General features: G+C 68.8%; 2 protein-coding genes and 1 pseudogene. All 3 read left to right on the top strand.

Annotated elements, in window-relative coordinates:
• A partial coding sequence (locus ON31_RS37055) for a hypothetical protein (protein ID WP_039818366.1) occupies positions 1–194 on the top strand: 194 nt, incomplete at its 5' end.
• Entirely contained in the window at positions 194–862 is a 669-nt protein-coding gene (locus ON31_RS29525) for a phage gene 29 protein family protein (protein WP_039818365.1), read from the top strand. The genes ON31_RS37055 and ON31_RS29525, both read left to right, overlap by 1 nt.
• Position 863: 1 nt before the next feature.
• Positions 864–1054, top strand: a pseudogene (locus tag ON31_RS29520) (N-acetylmuramoyl-L-alanine amidase); the annotation flags it as partial.

Here is a 1054-nt window from a genome sequence, read left to right as displayed (position 1 = left end):
GCCGCTGCGAACCGCTGCCGTATTCGGTCCGTTCGTCGGTGCGCCCCCGGCCCGCCGCGGCCCGCGTGCTTGTCGGCGAGGTCGCCCAGTTCGACGAATGCGAGGACGAGATCAACGAGGCCACACAGGTACCCGTGCGCTACCACGGGCGCATCATGGCCGCCCCGCTGGCGGCAATTCGGCCGGTGCTGTGATGACCGAGCACCCGGTGCCCGCACCGAAACCACGGGCCTGCACGGTATGCGGCACCCGCCGCTGTCCCTGCGAGCACTGCCACCGCGCGTGCGGACTCGACCACACGCCGAAACTGCCGACCGGCGCGTTCCCCACCGTCGACAACTGCAATCCGCACTGTCCGACCGAGGCATTCCTTCCGTTCCTGGTCGGCCTGCCCGGAATGCGCGGCGCGTCCATGGCGATTCCGATCGCGGGACTCCGGCAGTGGTCACAGCGGTTGTGGAACGGCGGTGCGCGCCGCGTCGAACGACAAACCGAGTTCTATTGGCCGCCCAAGGCCGGGGAGATCAACCCCATGTTCGCCGCGGGCGAGTGGAAAGACGAGCCACCGCCGGCGGATTGGTCGACCGAGGTCGACATCAACAAACTCTCCGGTGCTCTCCAAGCCGAGCTTGCGCGCCAGTTCGCCGAGCGCGAGGAACTCGCCGCCGCGGCCCGTCCGCCGGAGGTGCCGCGCGCCTACGTCACGCACCTCACGCGATTCGACCCGAACGAGCACACCGTCACCGAGGTTCTCGCACACCTACGTACCGCCAGCGCCGCCGAGATCGCCCGCGTGATCGCCCTCGAATCCTCCGGCAGCAAACGCGCCGGAATCCTCAAACGCTACCCGGAAAGGGGCTGACATGGCCGTGACTGGAGATCCTGTCTGGCTCGCCGACGTGCTGCGTGAGGCCGGTCTGAAAGTGATCGAACACGACGGGTGGAAGGGCCGCGGGCATGGCGATTTCCTCGACCTGCGCGGCGTACTGTGCCACCACACCGCCGGCGGTGGCCCGAACGATTGGCGCATCGTGCAGGACGGCCGCCCGGATCT

Source organism: Nocardia otitidiscaviarum NBRC 14405 (genome assembly GCF_000308635.1).
In the GTDB taxonomy this organism is placed as follows: Bacteria; Actinomycetota; Actinomycetes; order Mycobacteriales; family Mycobacteriaceae; genus Nocardia; species Nocardia otitidiscaviarum.
The sequence above is the reverse complement of the archived record's forward strand: the minus strand, read 5'-3'. Positions and strand labels throughout refer to the sequence as shown.

What these genes read in the sequence shown, in the direction of transcription:
- ON31_RS29525 (WP_039818365.1), top strand. Translation starts at nt 194, where the DNA reads ATGACCGAGCACCCGGTGCCCGCACCGAAACCACGGGCCTGCACGGTA.